Annotated in this window: 21 protein-coding genes and 1 pseudogene; 10 read left to right on the top strand and 12 right to left on the bottom strand. The window is 47.2% G+C overall.

What is annotated here, in order from left to right; genetic code table 11:
* Positions 1 to 24: 24 nt before the first annotated feature.
* Positions 25 to 2,214, top strand: a complete 2,190-nt coding sequence (locus NDK47_RS13290; RefSeq protein WP_251875639.1) for a helix-turn-helix domain-containing protein — start codon at positions 25 to 27, stop codon at positions 2,212 to 2,214.
* Between the two features lie 62 nt (positions 2,215 to 2,276).
* On the opposite strand, the gene NDK47_RS13285 is transcribed toward NDK47_RS13290, so the two are convergent.
* The 6 genes from NDK47_RS13285 to NDK47_RS13260 form a co-directional block, all read right to left on the bottom strand.
* Positions 2,277 to 2,795 carry an ACT domain-containing protein gene (locus tag NDK47_RS13285; protein WP_251875637.1) on the bottom strand — a complete coding sequence of 173 codons (519 nt, stop codon included), beginning with the start codon at positions 2,793 to 2,795 and terminating at the stop codon, positions 2,277 to 2,279.
* A gap of 21 nt (positions 2,796 to 2,816) precedes the next feature.
* Entirely contained in the window at positions 2,817 to 3,143 is a 327-nt protein-coding gene (locus NDK47_RS13280; protein ID WP_251875635.1) for a hypothetical protein, read from the bottom strand.
* Positions 3,144 to 3,155: 12 nt separating this feature from the next.
* A complete protein-coding gene (gene mnmA / locus NDK47_RS13275) occupies positions 3,156 to 4,280 on the bottom strand; it encodes a tRNA 2-thiouridine(34) synthase MnmA (RefSeq protein ID WP_251875633.1) in 1,125 nt (374 codons plus the stop codon).
* 123 nt (positions 4,281 to 4,403) lie between these two features.
* Positions 4,404 to 4,625, bottom strand: coding sequence for a small acid-soluble spore protein Tlp (gene tlp, locus NDK47_RS13270; protein WP_251875631.1), 222 nt, complete (start codon positions 4,623 to 4,625; stop codon positions 4,404 to 4,406).
* 88 nt (positions 4,626 to 4,713) lie between these two features.
* Complete coding sequence (locus NDK47_RS13265) at positions 4,714 to 5,067, bottom strand: DUF952 domain-containing protein (protein ID WP_251875629.1); 354 nt, start codon at positions 5,065 to 5,067, stop codon at positions 4,714 to 4,716.
* Between the two features lie 24 nt (positions 5,068 to 5,091).
* Positions 5,092 to 5,334, bottom strand: coding sequence for a hypothetical protein (locus NDK47_RS13260; RefSeq protein ID WP_251875619.1), 243 nt, complete (start codon positions 5,332 to 5,334; stop codon positions 5,092 to 5,094).
* Between the two features lie 185 nt (positions 5,335 to 5,519).
* On the opposite strand from NDK47_RS13260, the gene NDK47_RS13255 reads away from it, so the two are divergent.
* Positions 5,520 to 6,269 (top strand): YwaF family protein, encoded by a 750-nt coding sequence (locus NDK47_RS13255; protein ID WP_251875617.1) that lies wholly within the window; start codon positions 5,520 to 5,522, stop codon positions 6,267 to 6,269.
* A 2-nt stretch (positions 6,270 to 6,271) separates the two neighbouring features.
* On the opposite strand, the gene NDK47_RS13250 is transcribed toward NDK47_RS13255, so the two are convergent.
* The 3 genes from NDK47_RS13250 to NDK47_RS13240 all read right to left on the bottom strand — a co-directional run bounded on the left by NDK47_RS13250 (position 6,272) and on the right by NDK47_RS13240 (position 8,171).
* Positions 6,272 to 6,658, bottom strand: a complete 387-nt coding sequence (locus NDK47_RS13250) for an MmcQ/YjbR family DNA-binding protein (RefSeq protein ID WP_251875615.1) — start codon at positions 6,656 to 6,658, stop codon at positions 6,272 to 6,274.
* A gap of 65 nt (positions 6,659 to 6,723) precedes the next feature.
* Positions 6,724 to 7,197: an NUDIX hydrolase gene (locus NDK47_RS13245; RefSeq protein ID WP_251875613.1), complete on the bottom strand. Its 474-nt coding sequence runs from the start codon at positions 7,195 to 7,197 to the stop codon at positions 6,724 to 6,726.
* Positions 7,198 to 7,556: 359 nt separating this feature from the next.
* Positions 7,557 to 8,171, bottom strand: coding sequence for a hypothetical protein (locus NDK47_RS13240; RefSeq protein WP_251875604.1), 615 nt, complete (start codon positions 8,169 to 8,171; stop codon positions 7,557 to 7,559).
* Between the two features lie 130 nt (positions 8,172 to 8,301).
* On the opposite strand from NDK47_RS13240, the gene NDK47_RS13235 reads away from it, so the two are divergent.
* Both NDK47_RS13235 and NDK47_RS13230 read left to right on the top strand, forming a co-directional pair.
* Complete coding sequence (locus NDK47_RS13235; protein WP_251875602.1) at positions 8,302 to 9,123, top strand: alpha/beta fold hydrolase; 822 nt, start codon at positions 8,302 to 8,304, stop codon at positions 9,121 to 9,123.
* 195 nt (positions 9,124 to 9,318) lie between these two features.
* Complete coding sequence (locus tag NDK47_RS13230) at positions 9,319 to 9,537, top strand: hypothetical protein (RefSeq protein ID WP_251875600.1); 219 nt, start codon at positions 9,319 to 9,321, stop codon at positions 9,535 to 9,537.
* A gap of 85 nt (positions 9,538 to 9,622) precedes the next feature.
* On the opposite strand, the gene NDK47_RS13225 is transcribed toward NDK47_RS13230, so the two are convergent.
* Positions 9,623 to 10,453 carry a prohibitin family protein gene (locus NDK47_RS13225; protein WP_251875598.1) on the bottom strand — a complete coding sequence of 277 codons (831 nt, stop codon included), beginning with the start codon at positions 10,451 to 10,453 and terminating at the stop codon, positions 9,623 to 9,625.
* A 668-nt stretch (positions 10,454 to 11,121) separates the two neighbouring features.
* On the opposite strand from NDK47_RS13225, the gene NDK47_RS13220 reads away from it, so the two are divergent.
* On the top strand, positions 11,122 to 11,286 hold the full coding sequence (locus tag NDK47_RS13220; RefSeq protein WP_251875596.1) for a hypothetical protein: 165 nt from the start codon (positions 11,122 to 11,124) through the stop codon (positions 11,284 to 11,286).
* Between the two features lie 74 nt (positions 11,287 to 11,360).
* Here NDK47_RS13220 and NDK47_RS13215 read toward each other — a convergent pair whose 3' ends face one another.
* Entirely contained in the window at positions 11,361 to 12,956 is a 1,596-nt protein-coding gene (locus NDK47_RS13215; protein WP_251875594.1) for an amidohydrolase, read from the bottom strand.
* A gap of 255 nt (positions 12,957 to 13,211) precedes the next feature.
* Here NDK47_RS13215 and NDK47_RS13210 point away from each other — a divergent pair, with 255 nt between their 5' ends.
* The 3 genes from NDK47_RS13210 (at position 13,212) to NDK47_RS13200 (ending at position 14,204) form a co-directional block, all read left to right on the top strand.
* On the top strand, positions 13,212 to 13,559 hold the full coding sequence (locus NDK47_RS13210) for a DUF2512 family protein (protein WP_251875592.1): 348 nt from the start codon (positions 13,212 to 13,214) through the stop codon (positions 13,557 to 13,559).
* Positions 13,560 to 13,576: 17 nt separating this feature from the next.
* Positions 13,577 to 13,762: a hypothetical protein gene (locus tag NDK47_RS13205; RefSeq protein WP_251875590.1), complete on the top strand. Its 186-nt coding sequence runs from the start codon at positions 13,577 to 13,579 to the stop codon at positions 13,760 to 13,762.
* Between the two features lie 178 nt (positions 13,763 to 13,940).
* Positions 13,941 to 14,204 (top strand): hypothetical protein, encoded by a 264-nt coding sequence (locus tag NDK47_RS13200; RefSeq protein ID WP_251875588.1) that lies wholly within the window; start codon positions 13,941 to 13,943, stop codon positions 14,202 to 14,204.
* A gap of 134 nt (positions 14,205 to 14,338) precedes the next feature.
* On the opposite strand, the pseudogene NDK47_RS13195 reads toward NDK47_RS13200, so the two are convergent.
* Positions 14,339 to 15,202, bottom strand: a pseudogene (locus NDK47_RS13195) (catalase); the annotation flags it as partial.
* Between the two features lie 156 nt (positions 15,203 to 15,358).
* On the opposite strand from NDK47_RS13195, the gene tnpA reads away from it, so the two are divergent.
* Entirely contained in the window at positions 15,359 to 15,757 is a 399-nt protein-coding gene (gene tnpA, locus NDK47_RS13190; protein ID WP_251875586.1) for an IS200/IS605 family transposase, read from the top strand.
* A gap of 11 nt (positions 15,758 to 15,768) precedes the next feature.
* On the top strand, positions 15,769 to 16,881 hold the full coding sequence (locus NDK47_RS13185) for a transposase (protein ID WP_251875584.1): 1,113 nt from the start codon (positions 15,769 to 15,771) through the stop codon (positions 16,879 to 16,881).
* Positions 16,882 to 16,905 lie beyond the last annotated feature (24 nt).

Raw genomic sequence — 16,905 nt, 5'->3', positions numbered from 1 at the left:
TTTTCCCATAGGGAGGTGAATTTCATGCGTACACTCCAACTGTTGCAGGATTATTTGTTTCAGACATGGGGATTGATGGAGATAGCCATCTGGGTGAAAACCAAGAGGGATCGTCACCTGCGGTTACTGCTTTCGACCGAGGAGCACCCTCCGAAACAGCCCGAAGCTCGCGTACTTCCAACCGTAAAAAAACACGCTTTCTCTTCTGCGCCCCGCGCGTTTCCCGTTTCCTATGATACCGGTTATCTGGCAGAGCCGCCCTATATCTACCTGTTTATTTCTCTTGAGGAAGAGAGCTGTGCGCTTATTCGCCTGACCGACGAGGTTCGAAGCAATCAGTCGTGGAAGCCATCTTGGGAATCCCTAGACGTTACCTGGCTATTCTTTCGGTTGCTGGAGTCAGAAGAAACCATCTACTCCACCAACTACGTCCTGTCCAAAACCATGGAAAGCACCCGCTCGATTTCATCCTCGCTGGATTTGGATCGCGTGATTCATGATGTGATACGAAATACTCTTTCCGTTATTCCTGCTGCGGATGCAGGGCTGCTGCATATGTACGACCCCAAGCTGGAACGACTGGTTCCGAGAGCCGCCGTCGGATTTCGGGAAAGCGTCATCCACTGTTTTCGTCTTCAGGTGGGAGAGTCGATTGCCGGCAAGGTCTTTCAGGATGGTCAGCCTCGCATCTTCCATACGCAGCAAGAGGTGCAAGCCGGCATGGCTGATCTCTCCTTAGAAAACTATGAGCATTTGAATGATGCCAAAGAGCTCCGTCATCTGCACGGTTTGATGAGTGTCCCGATCTCACGCGGCGATCAGCGGATTGGTGTCCTGGTCATCCATCAATTCCACCAGGAGAATTTTTTTCTGAATAGCGATCTCCAGCTTTTACAGGACGTGGCCCATCTGACTGCCATTGCATTAGATAACGCCCGTCTGTACGCCGATACCAAAGCTGCACTCGAGCAAACAGCTCAGCTTGGCAAAGAGCTTCAACTCAAGCATAACGATTTGGTAAAGCGGACCGAGATTCACGAAGCTCTAAAGAATTTGTCGCTGAAAAATAAAGGTGCTGCCGCGATCATCCATGCATTGGGCAGGATGGTTGGCCAGGAGATCTTGCTCTACGATGCATTGGAACAGCAGGTTCACTCGTCGCATAAACGACCAGCGATAGAGATGATCCTTAGCTGGGATGAACTGAACATCCTGATGCCCTCCCGCCGCCATCCCTTGTGGGTAACGGCAAGAGACAATGCAGAAAGCAGGGATTTCTCTTTCTGCTTCTTTCCTTTGTTGAACGGCTCCGTATTTCTCGGATGTCTGGCCGTTCGCTCGGACAGGCTCATACTCTCAGATCTGGAGCGCTTGACGATTGAGCAGGGAACGGCCATCATCACACTGGAGCTGGTCAAAAAGCAGTCCCTCAGCTCCGTTTTTTTCAAACGCTCACATGACTTTTTCCAGCATTTGCTCACATCAAAAGGAACGGAACTGACCAGTCAGGCCCAGTCTTTCGGTCTCATACCCGGCGCTACTTACCTGTGCGTTCATGGGGTTTTGCTTCGCTGCTACGATCTGGCGAGGCAGGAAGCTCATATTCACCGCATCGTCACCAGGTGGAAACAGCTTTTTGCCGGCTCGGAAGTCATTACCTACGGCTTTCATAATCAATTGACCATGCTTGTCGATGTGCAAGCACACCCACATCTCCGAACGATCACAGAGCGGATGTCTGAATATGTCACAGAGTGGAATCAGCATGAGGACTGCCTATTGGCCGTTGGTGTGGGTGGTGCATACAGCGGCCTCGAGGCAATTGCCAAGAGCTTTGAAGAAGCTAAAAAAGCTGTACAATACCTGAATAACCGGAACCGTTCTGGCGTCGTACGTTATGATGAGCTGGGGGTCAACCAGCTGATGATTAACCAAACGCCTGAGGATATGCAGGCATTTGTCCGGGATGTATTCCGCCCGTTCTGGGAGCACCATGAACGATACGCAGAGCTGGAAAAAACCTTGCTCACGTATATCAAATGCAGTCTGTCCGCCAATCAAACAGCCAGTGAATTGCATATTCACATCAATACGCTGTACCAGCGTTTGCGAAAAATTGAAAGTCTGCTGAGAATTGATCTCAAACAACCCGAGGACCTGCTGAAGATTCAACTGGCCTGCCATCTTCGCTCCGAAACTGCTGGTACCCTGTAGTTTTGCTCAGAAAAAAAGGCTCCGTCCCGTAGTGGACAGAGCCTTTACATTTCATCTGTATTCTATTGCAAGGAAATGACTTTGGTAATCTGCGGCAGAGTTTCCATCACAGCCGCAACCTCTGCCGTAATTGCTTCATCCGTCAGGGAAACCAGCAACGCGTTTTTTCCCTTTTGTTCACGGGATACATTCAGCTTGGAGATATTGATTTCATTGTCTGCCAGGATCCGGGAGACATCATAAATCACACCGGGATAATCGATGTGATACACCAACACCCCGTGAGAGCGAGGCGGAATTCTGCAAGGACAGTAGTTGATTTCGCTGATGTAGACATCCCGCCAATCCAGTGCGATCGTATACTTGTTGGAACCGACACGAATCGTTGCCAGGTGGTTGGCGTATTCACCTGAGCTTGCCTGTACCGGTACGTCGTGATCCAGTCCAGCTTTGAGCGCTGCAATGATTTGCTCCCGATTTTCATGAGCCAAAATCGTAATCGAAGCATCGCTTGTCTTTGGTTCCAGCTTGCGGATGACTCTTGCCAGCTCGCGCAAATCTGCTTCATTTGAATTCGTCATACCATCACGTCCTACTCATCGTTACTCGGGAAAAATCCATTCCTCGTTCTCTTTTATGATCGAAGACTGATTGTTTGAGCGATACCATGCGGTGAGAGCTTTCCCGTCCTTTTGAAAATCGATCTTGTAAATTGTATTCCCTTTGCCGCTTTCGGTGAATGGGCTTTCTTCCTTTGGAACAACTGTGATAACATCGACGCTGCCGCCTTTGTCTGAGATAACAGATTTAATATAGGCGACTTGCTCCTTGCCCAGGGAGGACATGCCGAAATAACCAAGCGCCCCCAGCAGAATAGCTCCCCCCAAAAACAGCAAAATCATAAGTTTAGATTTTTTGGTCGCTTCCACTCTCAGATTCTCCTATCCCTGCAATGATTTCCTTGCCACCAGAGGAGTTACCTGATCAATGGTACCTCCACCCAAACACTCTTCTCCGTTATAAAAGACAACGGCCTGTCCTGGCGTAATGGCTTTTTGCGGTTTTGCAAAAACCACTTCGACTGTCTGGTCTTCGCGAATGCGTACTGTTACCTGCTGATCTGGCTGCCGATAGCGGAATTTGGCTGTGCAGGTAAAGGTGGTCGTCGGTTTGTTGTCACTGATCCAATTCACATCGGTAGAGACGAGGCTGGTCGAAAACATGCGAGGATGGTCAGCACCCTCTGCCACAATCAAAGCATTGCGCTCCAGATCTTTGTCCACGACAAACCAGGGTTCTCCCGTCTTTCCATGGCCCCCGCCGATCCCCAGGCCTTGGCGTTGACCGAGCGTGTAATACATCAAGCCGTCATGGCGCCCTACCACATCGCCGTCTACCGACTCAATATTCCCTGGTTTTGCAGGCAGGTAGTTCTGCAGGAACTCGCGGAAATTGCGTTCTCCGATAAAGCAGATGCCCGTGCTGTCCTTTTTCTTGGCGGTCGCCAAGCCAGCCTGGATGGCAATCTCTCTTACCTCTGGCTTGCTCATATGACCAATCGGAAACATCGTTTTGGACAACTGTTTCTGATTGAGTGCGTTGAGAAAATACGTCTGATCCTTGTTGGTGTCCTTGCCGCGGAGGAGCTTGTACTCCCCGTCCTGAAATTTCACCTGGGCATAGTGACCCGTAGCGATATAGTCAGCTCCCAAATCCATCACTTTGCTGAGCAGTTCTCCAAACTTGATTTCCCGGTTGCACATGACATCGGGGTTGGGAGTACGGCCACGGCGGTATTCATCCAGGAAGTACTGAAATACTTTATCCATATATTCTTTTTCAAAATTGACCGTATAGTACGGAATGCCAATTTGATCGCAAACGCGTCGCACGTCCTGAAAGTCTTCTTCCGCTGTGCAGTGGCCGAATTCATCGGTATCGTCCCAGTTTTTCATGAAGATGCCGATCACATCATACCCCTGTTGCTTTAACAGGTATGCTGTCACGGAAGAATCGACCCCTCCAGACATGCCGACGACGACACGTGTGTCTTCTGGTCTTTTCATGGTGGTCGTTCTCCTCACTGTGAATGAATTTTGTTCCCTATCAGATTACCATGTTTCGCAAAACAATTCATGTATTCTTGTGCGAAAAAAAGCCTGCCGAGTGTACCGGCAGGCTCTGTGGTGCTATTCCATATGGGTAGCCTCGTCTTTGATTTCAGAGCGAAAGCCTTCAATGCTTTCTTCGCGGCGCTGATTTTTCTGCTCCAGAGTTGTTTTTTCTTCAGCAGAAATCTCGTCATCGTGCGCGTTGAGGTAATCCCGTGTTTCGCGGATATTCTCTATACTGTTTTCAATCATCTCTTGCAGCTTTTCGACGTTATCCGAACGATTGTCCGGTTTGGCCATTGGGCACACTCCTTTTCAGCTTGGTTCCGAAGTCTTTACCATTTTACTCGCGAAAGGAGTGGATTATGTATGTCCTACCCGTTTTTGTCTATACGGATTCGCCCAGCTTTTCGCCAACTTCCCAATGATCGCCCGCTCTTGTCATCTGCCGAATCTCAACAATCGCATCGGTGTTCAGTTCTCCGTAGATATGCGGATACAACCGGCCATCCTTTGCCTGCTCGTACTTGACGGGCGCCTTTACTTTGGCCTCCTCGATGACGAGAACGTACAGCTCATCCTGAAAATCTGCGTAGACACGATCAGCCACCTTTTTCAGCAATTCCTCGCCCTTGGTCGCATGAATGAAGCCTTCCTGTTCGTAATCTCTCGGCAAATAGCTTTCTTTGCCGGACCAGTTTTCCCAGTACCATTTGGGGACAAGACAATAGATGATCTCCATGGATGTTCCTCACTTTTTGTTTTTTTAACGGCGAAGGGCCCGATCTATATGGCGGATCGCTTTCAGATAAGGCATTTCCTCCAGTTGCTTTTGATCATGGCGCCACTCGATATAATTTCGCAACGAATGCAGATCCACCCACGCATCTTTCGACTGAGCGTTGCCGCCGGGTACGTCTCCCGTGATTTCCCCGTCCAGCACCAACTTCGCCATCACTGCAGGATGCATGCCGATTTGATTTGCGATCAGATACAATGCTGTTTTCATGGTGCCTCCATTCGGTCAGCCTTTTACAGGTTTTGCAGCTGCTTCCCAACTGACTGTACAAATCTATTTTGCCAATCTTGCTTCCGCTTGCCAAGATCCGTCTTCTCTTTTCCCATAAAATTCCGTACAATGAAAGGCAACCCAGCATTCATGTTGGTAGATATATAGCGGAAGGTTTGTTACAGATGATATCTTCTTACCTGTCCCTTGAGATTACGGGCGAACCGTTCTCCCTATTTTCAAGCTCACATATCGTTGCTCTCAGCTTACTCGCAATCGCTGCCCTTACTTTATTCTTGTTCCGGACTAAGCTGAAACAAACAGCCCCGAACCGTATTTTTCGCTATACGCTCGCGGGTCTCTTGCTGCTGACGGAATTCGCTTTTCAGGTGTGGCATCTGTACACCAACAGCTGGTCGGCCGCTTATACGCTGCCCCTGCAGCTTTGCAGCGTTTCGTTGCTTTTATGTATCGTAATGCTTCTGGCAAACAGCTATCGTTTGTACGAGATCACGTATTTTTGGGGACTGGGCGGGGCCTTGCAGGCGATGATCACACCAGAGTTGTTTTATCCCTTTCCCCATTTTCGCTTCCTTCACTTTTTTCTCGCGCATGCGGCGATTATTTTGGCCTGCCTGTTCATGACCTGGGTGGAAGGCTATCGACCGACAGTCCGCTCTTTGTGGAAATCGATCGGGTTCCTGAATCTTCTGTTGCCCGTTGCCTTTGTGACCAACATCATCACGGGCGGAAATTATTTATTCGTCTCCCACAAGCCGGTCAATCCCAGCCTGCTCGATTATCTTGGTCCGTATCCCTGGTATATTCTTTCACTGGAAGGCGTCGCGCTTCTTCTTTTTACACTCCTGTATCTACCCTTTCGCAGGCGGCAATCCAAAAAGGAGTCTCCATTTGCTGGTGATGTGCCCTACTAATGCTATCGTTTCTGCTCCTGATAAACCTTCACGAGCCGTTTGGGCGCAGTCCGCAGGTAGGCTTCGTGAATCAAGTCAATAATCTGGTGCCAATCGGGGGAAGGAGACTGACTCACCGTCACCCAACCATGGCGACCGATATAAGGGGTCTTGGTGTAACCTCCCTTGTGGAGCAAAAGCTCCTGCGTCTGTAGACTGCTTTTGATGGAGAGAAAAGCTTTTGCCTCATTTTCACCCAGGATGACAAAGGGCTTGTCACTTACGCGAAAGGAGTGATGGTCAAAGCCATCGATTTTTTCAACCACTTCCGGGAAAGGTGTGCATATGCCCCTGATCCGATCCAGCAATTCAAGCCCCTCTATCGATTGCATCCCTTTTTTCGTCTCCACGTCGTACTCCCCCTGTCAACATTTCATACTCAAATCCAGACATTTCCACATGACAAAAAGTACGTTCAGCGGATTACGGGTGTTTTCTCTCCCCGTGCCCAATCCAGTATAAATCTGGCCTGATGCGGATTGATCGAATCAGGCAGCTCCTGTTTATGAAAAAAGGCGTGGGCCAGGCTTTCCTCGTCTGCCGTTTGTTTGAGAGTGCCTTCATACTCTTTGGAATAAAAAATGATTTGAACACTGAATACCTTGTCCCCATTATGATACTCCGTCAGGCCTTCCGGTCCCGAGTAGATGCCAAATAACTGAGGACGAAGGACAGTCAGCCCTGTCTCCTCTTTTACCTCGCGAATAACGGCTTCCAAAAAAGTTTCGCCGATCTCCATGATACCGCCGGGGATCACCCACAAACTCAGGTCTCTTCTTTTCTGCAGCAGGATTCTTCCCCTATCGTCCTCCAGGATACAGCCACAGCCGATGGTAAGCAGAGTCTCCTTTCCGATCATGGCCCTCATGGTTTTGACGTAATCGTTCACATAAACACATCCTTACGTACAATTCTTAAACATTTTCTCCAATCCTTCTGGATGTGGAATTAATTTAGGTTGCGAACTTGTCTTTTTATGGTGTATGTATGGTAGAGTGGTTCATAGATGGAGGTGAATCATCTTGAAGCAGGAACCGAAAAAGACAGACGCCCCTTCTGTTCAAGAAACGGAACCATTTAATAGCGTTACCGATCATTATCAGAAGTTCATGGGTGTCCCAAATAAGCCGATAGACCTCGATAGCATGCCCCGTCCTCTGCGTTGGTTTGGATACCTAATCTTTGGAGTCGTCATGCTAGGGGGACTGTTCTTCATTGTCTCGTTTTTATTAAAATGGTGAAACCTCCCTACAAATTTTGCGGCGACTCCTCGACCATTTTTTTATTGATAACTCTCATCCTATCGACCGGAGCATTTCCATTTTCCGCAGAAAAAATGACGGAATTTTCTCCAGCCTGATAATACAGGAACCACTCTCCATCCACGTGGCTGTCGCCCTCATCTTCAGGAGTCCCTAGCGTCTGCCTGATTTCGGCGATATCGGCGGTATTGAGATGAAAGCCTGCCAGGTCCATGGCGTAGACGCGATGCTGACCGTCAAAAAAGAAAATGGCCCCGGACAAATGTTCAAACGCGAGATACTGGCCCCCATCATAGAAATCCCGCTCACTGACACGCCCATATATCTCGGTTACCTCTTTCTTGCTGGCGCCAATTGAAATGTCAAAACCCTTTATCTTGTTTTGAGAGAGTTCGGATAAAAAGCTGTCGTCCAGAAAGACTTTTGGCTCTGCTTTCATGATTGCTTCTTGATGAGAGTCTTCCGATTGTGGTTGATTATCTATTCCCTCTGTGCTAACCGGTTGGGTGTTGGCATCTTCAGGTGCCTTTTCCTTCTCTGCATCTTGGCACCCCGCGAGTATCGCAGCAGCAATGACGACGGCGTAGACATTCCCCTTCAATCCTCTTCCTCCTATATCTTTTTTTCACTATTATACCAACGAATCCCACCACAGGTATGCGTGCTTTCTTCCTCCTTCTACCTATGCTACCATTTAGTCAGACAAAATAGAAAGCATAGGTGAATGGCTTATGCACATAATCTGGCAAAACAAAATCTCTTATACCCGGCGAGGACAAGGATTTCCGCTGGTTATCTTGCATGCCATGGGCACAGACCACCGAGCCATGATGGCCTGGATGGAGCCCCTGTTTGAAGCCGGTTCCAACTGGGAACGCATTTATATCGACCTGCCAGCCCACGGGCACAGCCTTGTCCAACCCTGGATGAAAACCTCTGCTGACATCCTGTCTGTGATCCTTGATTTTCTCGACGATTTGATACCAAACAGGCAATTTGCATTGGTTGGCAAATCATTCGGTGGATATATCGCTCAGGGAATTCTTGCAAAGAAACAGGAATATCTGGACGGTCTTTTTTTGCTTACCCCTGCCCTGCATATCAAAGAGCGGTCTCTCCCGCCACGCTTTACAGGAGAACGGGACGAAGAATTGCTCGCGGAGCTGGACCCGGATATTCGAGGAGCCTTTGAAACGCTCGTGTATACTCAGACCGAAGGCAACCTGCATCGTTTTCTGGAGGAAGTACAGCCGGGGCGGCTTTTGGCTGATCGCCCGTTCCTCACCTCGGAATGGCGGACAAAAGGGTATTTCTTTCCTGCTGATCCCTTGTCAGATCAGCAAACATTCACTGCTCCCACCCTGTTTTTACTCGGACGTCAGGATTTTGTTTGCGGGTACCAAGATCACTGGACTTTGCTGGAACGGTTCCCTCATGCCGCCTTTACGGTTTTGGACGGTGTGGGACATCTGGCGGAATTGGAAAAGCGTGAAGTGGTACAGACTCTATGTAAAGAATGGTTGGGGCGTGTGGATAAGACAAAATCACTTTAAAATTTTTATTATTTCCCCGTCTGTTGAGGAAGTGGATCTCCCTGCGTGCATAAAAGATGGGAATGTTTCAACCAGCCGAAAAAGTTGGATGGTGGCCACTTTCTTGGAAAGAATGATTTTTTGGTTTAAGATTGCGTAAAGTTGTTTTTGGGAATAAGGCTTCTTTGGTAAGATGGAAAAAAGGAGTGTGGTCACATGGAAAAAGCGTTTTATTTTACAGTGGAACACAAGCAAGTTGACGAGTATAAAAAGATCCTAGACTTGATGAAAATCCCTTACTTTATCGAGAGCCCCGTAGCTCTTCTGAAGGACGGCGCCGACCAGTACGCTTTTGTCTTTCCCCACATGTCTGGCAGGCTTTATGAGATGGTGCGAAAACTGTTTCGCGGTGATGGAAAAGCTTATCCACATTAATTCACGTTCCAACCCATGATCCGAACAACGGGCAAAGAAAAACCCTCCAGCGGCCTAAGCCGTCAGAGGGCATCGTGTTAAATGATTATTTGTTGTCAACGTTGATAAACGGCATGGCCCCACCTGTAACATTTGGCAATTTGCCATCCCATTTGCGGATCGCTTCCAGTTGGGCCTCGATCTGTCTGAGTTGAATCAATTCTGGTGTTACTTCCTGTTTTTGCAGACGCAAAGCTTCTGCCTGGGCCTGGGCCTTCGTAATTTCCTGTTCTTTCTCAATCTTGATCCGTTCCAAATCCAGCTTGGATTTAAGCGCCTGCTGCTCGGCAACTTGTTTTGCCTCAATGGCACGATCAAATTCCTCACTAAATTTAAATTCACGGATATTGATTTCATCCAAAATGATGTAGTAGGTAGATAGCTTGTGCGCCAGCGCTTCCTTCACCTTCGTGCTGACCTCGGAACGTTTGGAGATCAGCTCCTCGGCCGTATATTGAGCGGTTACGGCTTTCAGTGCCTCCGCAATGGCTGGATCGACGATTCTTGTCGTATAATCCATACCGACCTGTTGATACAGTTTGTTCACAGTATTGCCATCCAGGTGATAGTTCACTGCGATCGTGGTGGCGACGGTCTGCAAGTCGCGAGATGCAGAGGTTTGACTGGTCTCTGACTTTTGAACCCGCACCTCCATGGGGATTACTGTCTGAATAAACGGAATTCGAAAATGAAGCCCCTCATCAAATACCTGTGGTTGAACAGCTCCCAATTGTAGGACGACGCCCCTGTGTCCCGCTTGAATAATGGTTACTGATTGGAACACAAGAAAACCGATGATAAGAGCCAACACAATCGTAATGATTGCTTTCGGCGTGCCCGCTTTGGGATTCATATTGGTCACGTTCTGAGTTTCCATTCGTCTCTCCTTTGCTAATCTGTCTTCATATTTCTACATACGTTTACATCATTACATAAGTTTCACATATTTTATAGTACTTTCGACTTTCACTTACTCCCAATAAAAAAATTAGCCGCCCAGTTCACGGACGGCTATGGGGTAGTACGTGATGTACTTTCTGATGCCTTTATAGACAAGAAAATTCCCCCCAAGGTTGCGAAAACCGCAAAAACAGGAAAAATGTAACGAACGTAGCTTGCTTGACCGGGTAAGTACCCAAGCCATCTCCGATCTATTCCATATCATAAAAACAAAATCATGTAAAATGGAGGGTGATCTTGCTTGGGGAATGGAAAAAAACCTCCTTCTGGAAAGCTCCAGCTCCCCTGCTTCCATGGTAACTGGTGCGGACCAGGCTGCAGCGGCCCCGGAGAACCTATCGATGGGCTCGATCGATGCTGCATGAAGCATGACCTCTGTTATGCGAAACGCGGTTATTTTGCTTGCAGCTGTGACCAGAAATTCCTGAAGTGCATCAAAAAGCATCGGGACTACCGTACAGACACGGGCAGAAAAGCCCATGCGATGTACATGTTTTATCGAAACCAATTCTGCGACCCAAATCGATAGCGAATAACAAAAGCCCCTCCTGAACACATTATCATGTTGAGGAGGTGACTCTTTTTATGGAAAAACAACATCGATCGAACCACCCGAGCGATTCGCACACTGTTCCTACGGTGAAATCTTCACTGGATGAAAGCGAGATCGACAAACGTCACCAGTATCAACTGTTCCCGACGCCTGACGAGGAAGGCACATCTGAAGAAAGTATGAAACTGGATCTATAGATCACTCTCACCTTCACCCGTGTGAGGGTGTTTTTTTCGGCAGAATGCTGGACAAACTATGGGATGCCCTGCCCTTAATCTGTTTGAATCTCACCATTTATGATGGTCATCTCAATATCTGTCTGCAGGAGCTCATCCACGTGCTCGATAGCGAAGAGATTTTTCGAATAGACTGTCATATCAGCCAGCTTTCCGCGTGTGATTGTCCCTTTTTTCTGTTCTTCATTGGTCGCATAAGCCCCGCCGATGGTAAACAAACGCAGCGCTTCCAGCATCCCTATTTTTTCTTGCGGATTCCAGCCTTCATGGGTGTCACCCGGCGCCCTTCTGGTAAGGGCAGCATGAATGCCCAGCAAAGGATCAATCGGTTCTACGGGCGCATCAGAGCCACCCGCACACATTACACCTGCGGAAAGCAGTGAGTTCCATGCATACAGATGTTTTTCCCGCTTCTCCCCCAGCCTCTCTTTGACCCACGGATAGTCTCCTACGATAAATCTCGGCTGAACATCCGCCACCCGTCCCGGTTGAGCAAGTCTGCCGACAAGATCCTCGCGAACCAATGACACGTGAATCAACCGGTCACGATACCCCACATTCGGAAATTGGTCCAGAATATCCAGGACGTTTTCAAGTGCTTTGTCTCCAATCGTATGAACTGCAATCGGCATCGCAAGCTCTCTGGCCTCTTTCATTATTTCAAACAGAGCAGCTTGTTCGTGAATGGCATCTCCATATTGCTCCGGCGCATCGTGATAAGCCTCGGACAACAACGCTGTCCTTCTGCCAAAGGCACCATCCGCAAAAATTTTGATGGCCCCGATTTGCAACGTATCATTGCCATAACCTGCGTACATGCCTCTCTCTTTCAACCGCTTCAAAAACGGGTAATCGATCAGGAGATTGCAACGAAGACCATTTTGCTCCTCGTTGAGCAGTTCGTGATAAAGCTGATAGGTTTGATCAAACCCGCCAAGATAAAGCGGATCATTGGTATGCACACTGGTGATTCCCCGCTTGACCGCATGTCGCATGGCCTGTCGTAATCCGTATTTGAATTCATCATACGAGCGCTCAGGAATGTGCCGGGTGATCAGTTGGGACGCTGATTCCAGAAGCAGACCGGTCGGTTTGTTCGTTCTTGCATCAAGGACAACTGTTCCGCCTGAAGGAACCTCGATTTCCGGATGATACTGACTGTATTCGAGCGCCTTGCTGTTCACCAGAAAGGCGTGATGGCACGTCCGCTTGAGATAGACCGGACAGTGAGGGGCCACCTGATCCAACTCCTCTATAGTCGGAACAGTCAAATCGTCAAAGAGATTTTCATCCCAGCCCATACCGATCAGCCATGTACCAGGGGGGATCGTATTCGCCTTTTCTCTGACTTTTTCCAGCATCTCGTGTTTAGAGCGAACACCAGCCAGATCCAAATCCAGATATTGATTGGCAATCCCAGAAAGATGAAGGTGGCTGTCAATCAGGCCGGGAGTAACCATCATTCCTTCTAAATCAGTAATCTTGGTACCAACTCTCGCCCATTGCAGCGTCATGTCACTGTTCGAACCCAGATCGATAATCCGTCCATCCTCCACGACAACCGCTTCCACGATGGGATTCTCTGCATCCAGCGTATAGATTTTCCCATTCGTATAAATGGTTTTTGCCATTACATTTCCCCCCGCATAACTTCTTTATTGAAAAGGATCAACACGTACATTGAAGTGGAACAAATGCTTGCAAATAATTCTAAACTAACAATACGAACTGGTAGCTACAGATGCGGCTCTTGCCCCTGATTGTAACATGGATTGGAAATGAGAAACACGTATGTTCGATATACCAACGAACGTCCGCTCCCGCGCATAACTAAAGAGGGTCGTACAAATAATAGTTCCAATGATCCTCGCAGGGAGTGAGCGCGAATGAATCTTTTTTTGCTCAAGCTCGTCTTGAACGGCATTGTATTGATCCCCTTTCTTTACTGGTTTACGGAAATCAGCATTTGGTCCAGTATCGTTGCTTCGATCGGTTTGACAATCATTGCCTACTTCATCGGAGATTTGTTCATTTTGAGAGCGACGAACAACACCATCGCGACGATCTCCGACGCGATCTTGGCAGCTGCGTATCTATGGGCTGTTTCAGCCACCTTGCATTGGTCTTTGGGTCCTTTCGAAATTCTCTTTACGGTAGTCGTATTGGGCATTGCGGAATTTGCTTATCATCGTGTTCTCGGTGAGATAGACAAGCCAGTTCGACAGCGATCTTGAGCCAGGGGGATGAAAACGTGGAAGAAAAGAAAACAGCGAAAAACAAACAACCAATCAAACCAGGTGAAAATCAGGAGTTGTCCAAACTCGGAACTCACGCGGCGGGGGCCACAGATCTGTTTCAGACTGAAAGCCGAAAAGAGGCAGGCGTCATACATCCGCCAGAGCATCCAGGTGGAGCAGGTTCTTCGGGTACATATTAGCCTATAAGGTAACCGTGATTTTAAAGAGCCGAGAGCAGCGGGAAAATGCACAACCCGATGTTCCAGGCTTTTTTCTATCTTTGTAGGGTGACCGTTCAGGTAATGAATCACTCCCTGCTATACTTTGAGCACCCTCTCTTGTGTTATCATTTGGAAAAGATGATGGAGTGTGAAAAATGTGTTTGATCAGTATAGCAACAAATACGCCGTATGGGTGCAAATAACGGCCAAGCTTGTTTTGGTCCTTGGCTTTATCGGTGGGGTACTTCTTTGGTTGATGGACGATATTCATCATCCTTTTCGTCTCTTTGTCCCGATTCTTTCCTCGATCGTCGTAGGGGTTTTTCTATACGGTTTTGCTGAAATCATCGAGATTTTGTACCGCATTTACAAGCGTCTGGAGGAAAATGATCAAGCTCCGCTTTTTTCCAGGAAAGGCTAGGGCATTTGTTACTATTCTAGCAGCAACAAAAAAAACACCATACTCAATGTGGCTTCTCGTGATAAAAGCAGACTCTCCAACCGATTTAGCCGGAGAGTCTGCTTTCCCTTTCAATTCTGTTTAAAAACCTCTGCTTAGTATCCATCTGATGGATGACCGAGATCGCTAGCCACTTCCATGGTGTGGTCTGCAGCGGCGGAGCTTATATGTTCTTGCTTCGCCTGTTTTGCTTTTTCCAATCCTTCTCGGACACGTCTGCCGTATTCCGGGTCGGCCTTGGTAAAATACTCAATCTGAGGCTGGCATATTTTCAGGGCGTCCACCAGATTGGCAATCAGCTCATATCGTTCGATCTCATCAAATGCTCGATAGGTAGCACCTGCTTGGGCAAAGTCGAGTGGACGGTCAATCTTTTGCCGGACGAGATTCGCTTGATAATAGGGTTCGTGCTCTTTGCCGCTCCTCGGTGCCTCCTGCAATCCCCCCAGTGTAGAGGGTTCGTAGTTGACATGAGGATTCTGCCCAGGAGCGCCGTCCACGAAATACTCCATCTATCCATCGCGCTGATTGGTGGCCACATGCTTTTTCGGTGCATTGATCGGTAACTGTAAATAGTTGGTTCCCACCCGATAGCGTTGCGTGTCTGAATAGGAAAACGTACGACCTTGCAGCAGCTTGTCATCCGAAAAATCCAGACCGTCTACCAGTACCCCTGTACCAAAAGCTACCTGCTCGACCTCAGCAAAGTAATTTTTCGGATTTTTGTCTAAGACCATCTTTCCAATTGGCAGAAAGGGGAATTTCTCCGGGTCCCACAGCTTGGTTGGATCGAGCGGATCAAAATCAAGCTCGGGATGCTCATCATCGCTCATGATTTGCACACACAGCTCCCACTCTGGATACTCTCCACGCTCGATCGCTTCATATAAATCTTGTGTAGCGTGATTGTAATTCGTGGCCTGAATCTCATTGGCTTCTCTTTGCAGCAAATTTTTAACTTTCCTCCAAAAGAAGTCTCCCACTTCTAAACGTGAAGGTGCTTTTAGCAACAGTGAAAGTGGGAGATGAATTTCGGTTAGGCGTAGCCTAAAGTTGTCTCTTTTTTTTGTGCCATGATATAATCACTCTTAGATAAAAGAAAGGCTGTTATATAAATGAAATTAGACAATAATAATCACTCAGTGTTCCTATTGTATTATCATCTTGTTCTGGTCATAAAATATCGCAGAAAAGTGATGGATGATACCATATCTGACTATGCAAAAAATATGTTTGTTCGATTGGGCGAAAGTTACAATATTTCCTTAGTCGAATGGAATCACGATATTGACCATGTGCATATTTTGTTCAAAGCACATCCGAATACTGAACTGTCAAAGTTCATCAATGCCTATAAAAGTGCAAGTTCACGACTTATCAAAAAGCATTTTCCACAGGTGAAAAAGAAACTGTGGAAAGAGTATTTTTGGTCAAGGAGTTTTTGTTTGCTTACAACAGGTGGTGCTCCCATTGAAGTGATAAAAAAATATATAGAAAATCAAGGTGTAAAGTGAGGTGATTCGATATGGCAAACAAAGCATATAAGTTCCGTCTGTATCCAACGCAAGAACAAGAGAAACTCCTTGCCAAAACCTTCGGTTGTGTTCGTTTCGTCTACAACAAAATGTTAGCTGAACGAAAGGAAACATATGAACAATTCAAGGGTGACAAAGAAGCGCTAAAGAAACAAAAGTTTCCTACTCCTGCTAAGTATAAGGAGGAGTTTGCATGGCTCAAAGAAGTAGATAGTCTCGCATTGGCGAACGCCCAACTGAATTTGCAGAAGGCATACAAAAACTTCTTCTCTGGTCGTGCTGAATTTCCGAAGTTCAAAAACCGTAAGGCAGGACAATCCTACACAACCAATGTGGTAAACGGAAACATTATGCTTTTGGATGGCTATATCAAATTGCCGAAACTAAAACTTGTGAAAATGAAGCAACATCGGGAAATTCCGTCGCTTCATATTATCAAGTCTTGTACGGTTTCTCGAACAAAAACAGGAAAATACTATGTTTCTATTCTCACTGAATACGAACATCAACCTGTACAAAAAGAAGTGCAAGCTGTTGTTGGCTTAGATTTTTCCATGAATGGCTTATTTGTCGATAGTGAAGAAGGTGAGACAGCCAATTCCCCTCGTTTCTATCGCCAAGCCTTGGAAAAATTAGCGAAGGAACAGCGTATTTTATCACGTAGAAAGAAAGGCTCTAGTCGTTGGCACAAACAACGTCTGAAAGTAGCGAAGCTACATGAAAAAATTGCGAACCAACGAAAGGACTTTCTACATAAGGAATCGCACAAATTAGTGAAACTGTATGACTGCGTGGTTATCGAAGACCTCAACATGAAAGGAATGTCACAAGCACTCCATTTCGGGAAAAGCGTTGCTGATCATGCCTGGGGCATGTTCACGACATTTCTTGGGTACAAGTTAGAAGAGAAAGGGAAAAAGCTTATCAAAATAGATAAATGGTTTCCATCATCCAAAACTTGCTCATGTTGTGGTCAAGTAAAAGAGTCTCTATCCCTTTCTGAGCGTAAATTCCACTGTGATTGTGGTTTTGTGGCAGACAGAGATTGGAATGCTTCTATCAACATCAAACGTGAAGGATTACGCTTATTAGCGTTGGTATAGCAAAAAGAACTCTTGGAACGAGAG

It is taken from the genome of Brevibacillus ruminantium, from assembly GCF_023746555.1.
Classification (GTDB): domain Bacteria; phylum Bacillota; class Bacilli; order Brevibacillales; family Brevibacillaceae; genus Brevibacillus; species Brevibacillus ruminantium.
Note: the sequence above shows the minus strand (reverse complement) of the source record. Positions and strands in the feature narration are given on the sequence as shown.

Excerpts from the sequence above, each read along its gene's own strand:
- NDK47_RS13225 (WP_251875598.1), bottom strand. The coding sequence starts at position 10,453 with ATGGAAACTCAGAACGTGACCAATATGAATCCCAAAGCGGGCACGCCG.
- NDK47_RS13255 (WP_251875617.1), top strand. The coding sequence starts at position 5,520 with ATGATATCTTCTTACCTGTCCCTTGAGATTACGGGCGAACCGTTCTCC.
- NDK47_RS13290 (WP_251875639.1), top strand. The coding sequence starts at position 25 with ATGCGTACACTCCAACTGTTGCAGGATTATTTGTTTCAGACATGGGGA.
- NDK47_RS13220 (WP_251875596.1), top strand. The coding sequence starts at position 11,122 with ATGGAAAAACAACATCGATCGAACCACCCGAGCGATTCGCACACTGTT.
- tlp (WP_251875631.1), bottom strand. The coding sequence starts at position 4,625 with ATGGCCAAACCGGACAATCGTTCGGATAACGTCGAAAAGCTGCAAGAG.
- NDK47_RS13210 (WP_251875592.1), top strand. The coding sequence starts at position 13,212 with ATGAATCTTTTTTTGCTCAAGCTCGTCTTGAACGGCATTGTATTGATC.
- NDK47_RS13265 (WP_251875629.1), bottom strand. The coding sequence starts at position 5,067 with ATGGAGATCATCTATTGTCTTGTCCCCAAATGGTACTGGGAAAACTGG.
- NDK47_RS13260 (WP_251875619.1), bottom strand. The coding sequence starts at position 5,334 with ATGAAAACAGCATTGTATCTGATCGCAAATCAAATCGGCATGCATCCT.
- tnpA (WP_251875586.1), top strand. The coding sequence starts at position 15,359 with ATGAAATTAGACAATAATAATCACTCAGTGTTCCTATTGTATTATCAT.
- NDK47_RS13230 (WP_251875600.1), top strand. The coding sequence starts at position 9,319 with ATGGAAAAAGCGTTTTATTTTACAGTGGAACACAAGCAAGTTGACGAG.
- mnmA (WP_251875633.1), bottom strand. The coding sequence starts at position 4,280 with ATGAAAAGACCAGAAGACACACGTGTCGTCGTCGGCATGTCTGGAGGG.
- NDK47_RS13235 (WP_251875602.1), top strand. The coding sequence starts at position 8,302 with ATGCACATAATCTGGCAAAACAAAATCTCTTATACCCGGCGAGGACAA.
- NDK47_RS13185 (WP_251875584.1), top strand. The coding sequence starts at position 15,769 with ATGGCAAACAAAGCATATAAGTTCCGTCTGTATCCAACGCAAGAACAA.
- NDK47_RS13285 (WP_251875637.1), bottom strand. The coding sequence starts at position 2,795 with ATGACGAATTCAAATGAAGCAGATTTGCGCGAGCTGGCAAGAGTCATC.
- NDK47_RS13215 (WP_251875594.1), bottom strand. The coding sequence starts at position 12,956 with ATGGCAAAAACCATTTATACGAATGGGAAAATCTATACGCTGGATGCA.